Consider the following 2,969-nt stretch of genomic DNA (forward strand, 5'->3'; position numbering starts at 1 on the left):
TGAGGACGGCGCAGTGGGCGCCGACGGCGACGCGCGCGCCGAGGCCGGCGAGAACTAGCGCGTCAGTCGCGGAAGGACGTCAGTCGCGGAAGTAGTCGACCGTCCGGGCGACGCCCTCGCGGATCGTCACCTGCGGCGTCCAGCCGAGCACCTCGGCAGCGCGCTCGGCATCGAGGGCCGAGCGGTCGACATCACCCAGGCGGGCGGGGGCGTACTCGGGATCATCAGCGGCCCCCGCGGCCTCGGCGACCAGGGTGTGCAGCCCACGGTCGGTGGTCTCCACGCCGGTGCCCACGTTGAACCGCAGCCCCGCCGCGGCCGGGACCTCGGCGGCGCGGACGAAGGCGTCCACCACGTCGTCGACGAACACGTAGTCGCGCGTGTTGCCGCCGTCGCCGAACACGCGCGTGGGCTGACCGGCCAGCAACCGCTGGGAGAAGATCGCCACCACCCCGGCCTCGCCGTGCGGGTCCTGCCGCGGCCCGTACACGTTCGCCGGCGCCACGCCCGCCCACTCGATCCCGTACAGGCGCGAGAACATCTCCAGGTAGATCTCACCGGCCACCTTGCCGGCGGCGTACGGGCTCAGCGGGTCCACCGGTCGGGTCTCCGCGACGGGCAGCTCGGTCACGGGCCCGTAGATGGACCCGCCGGAGGAGGTGAAGACGATCCTGCGCACCCCGACCTTGCGGGCCGCCTCGGCCAGCCGGACGGTGCCGACGACGTTGACCTGGGCGTCGTGGACCGGATCCTCCACCGACAGCCGCACGTCGATCTGCGCGGCCAGGTGGAAGATGACCTCGGGCCGGGCGGCGGCCACCACGTCCTCGATGGCGGGGTCGGTCAGGTCGAGCTCGCGGAACTCGAACCGGTCACCGGCCTCACGGGCCGCCGCGAGGTTCTCGAGCCGACCGCGGGACAGGTTGTCCACCACGGTCACGTCATGGCCCTCACCGAGCAGCCTGTCCACCAGGGTCGACCCGATGAACCCGGCCCCTCCCGTCACCAACGCGCGCATGTGATGCCCTCCCCTCGTCTGCGACGACACCGCCGCGGCTCCCTCACCTTCAGGCCCGTGCACAGGATACGACCGTGGGACCGGTGGCGAGGTCACTCCGGCCCGTATGTCCCGGTCGCCCGGGTGAGCGGGGACCGCCGCTCGGGCGGGAACGGGGAGTCCTCCACTATCTGCGCCAGTTCGGCGTCGGTGAACGCGCCCCGCACCGCGTAGATCCGCACCTGCGACTCGGCGTACACCTTGGCCAGGCCGGGCGTGCCGTCGAGGCGCAACAGGTGCTCGTTGGGCTTCTGGAACCCCCAGTAGTTGGGCGGGCTCACGTACACGTACGTCACACCGAGCTCCGCCAACGCGCGGTCGACGCGGGGGTTCACCCCGGCCTCGTCCATCCGGGAGAACAGATAGGTGGTCAGCGGGGCCGTCGCACCGGGTTGCAGGTAGTGCCGCGAGGTCGAGGGCAACCCGTCAGTGGCGTACATCCAGCCCGAGCCCTCGTCGGGATTGGTGTAGATGAGACCCGAGTAGGCCTGCGGCTGCTCGGACAACCAGCGGAAGGCGCGCAGGTCGTGCTCGTCGACCATGCGGTTCCACCGCTGGTTCACCCCGGCCGCGACCGCGTACTCGGGCGAGGCCTGCACCACCCAGGACCCCACCCCCACCAGGGCGGCCAGCGCCACGGCCACCCGGGCGAGCCGGACGCCGCCACCGTCCGGGTCGGTGAGGGGATCGACCAGCCTGCCCAACCATCCCGCCAGCGCCTGGACGGTCGCCCCGACGCCCACACCCACCGCCGCGGCCACGACCACGGCCAGCACCACCCCGATCCGGCGGGGGTCGTTGTAGTAGATGCTGCCGATCCCGCGGAGCACACCGCCGGTCCAGTTGCCGAACACGCTCATCGAGTTGACGCACACCACCAACAGCCCGCCCCACAGCAGCAGCGGCCAGAACACCCTGCGGCGCAGCATCACCACCAGGCCCAGCGCGGCCAGGGACAGCAGCACCCACCGCACGCCCCAGTCCTCGACGTGGCGCACCTGCAGTGCTACCGCCTTGCCCCAGGTGGCGGCGCGGTCGGCGTCGATCTGGAACTCGAAGGCCGAGATGTCGTCGGCCTCCTCGGACACCGTGAGCACCTGCGGCAACAGCGTGAGCACCCCGGCGAGCCCGATGCCGGCCAACACCACGAAGTCGCGCACTCGGCCGCGGACCGGCCGCCACAGCCCGTCGAACAGCCACCAGAACAGCACGAACACGGCCGCGGTGACCATGGCCGACGGATGGACTCCGCCGATACCGACCAGCCCGAGCGCGGCGGCGGGGATGAACCGCCGATCGGCCAGGGCCGCCACCACGACCGCGGCCCCCAGACCGGCCATACCGTTGGCCACGGCCGACGGGGTGGCGGCCACCATCACCTCGACGAACGGCAGACCCGGGAACAGCGGGGTGGCCATCGCGGCCACGGCCGCCGAGGTGGCCACTACGGGCCGGGAGAACCGGCGGTGGGTGATCAGCCACGCCAACGCCGCCACGCCCAGCGGGAACACGAGCGCGACGCTGCCGATCTGCACGAGGTTGTACGTCTCGACGGCGCCGATCCCGCGCAGGCCCATGACCAGGGCGGCGATCGAGTGCCACGTGCTCGGGTAGTAGAGCGTCGCGCCGTTCTCCGGGTAACGCAGCTCCCCGGCGAGGTCGGGCGACGCCACGCCGAGGTCATGGATGAAGCGGATGTAGTTGGCGTGCCAGTGGGCGTCCCAGCCCTGGAAGATGTTCGCCGTGCCGCCGGGGGTCGCCGAGAGTTCGGTGAGGATCATCTGGCCGATCAGCCAGGCGCTCGTCAGGATCGCCGCGCCCGGCAGCAGCCACCACCACGAGCGCCGCCCGGGCCGGCCGTCCACCCGGCCGGGGCGCTCGACCCCGGCGGTTCCGCGAACCCTGCGGAGTC

The 2,969-nt window shown here is 72.3% G+C and carries 2 protein-coding genes; both read right to left on the reverse strand.

Annotated elements, in window-relative coordinates; all coding sequences use genetic code 11:
• Nucleotides 1-79 precede the first annotated feature (79 nt).
• A complete protein-coding gene (locus tag G6023_RS10990) occupies nt 80-1,018 on the reverse strand; it encodes an SDR family NAD(P)-dependent oxidoreductase (RefSeq protein ID WP_182635503.1) in 939 nt (312 codons plus the stop codon).
• Nucleotides 1,019-1,110: 92 nt separating this feature from the next.
• On the reverse strand, nt 1,111-2,969 hold a 1,859-nt coding region (locus G6023_RS10995), incomplete at its 5' end, for a DUF6541 family protein (protein ID WP_182635504.1).

Origin of the sequence: Dietzia sp. DQ11-71 (assembly GCF_014144995.1) — a bacterium.
In the GTDB taxonomy this organism is placed as follows: domain Bacteria; phylum Actinomycetota; class Actinomycetes; order Mycobacteriales; family Mycobacteriaceae; genus Dietzia; species Dietzia kunjamensis.

What these genes read in the sequence shown, in the direction of transcription:
- G6023_RS10990 (WP_182635503.1), bottom strand. Translation starts at nt 1,018, where the DNA reads ATGCGCGCGTTGGTGACGGGAGGGGCCGGGTTCATCGGGTCGACCCTG.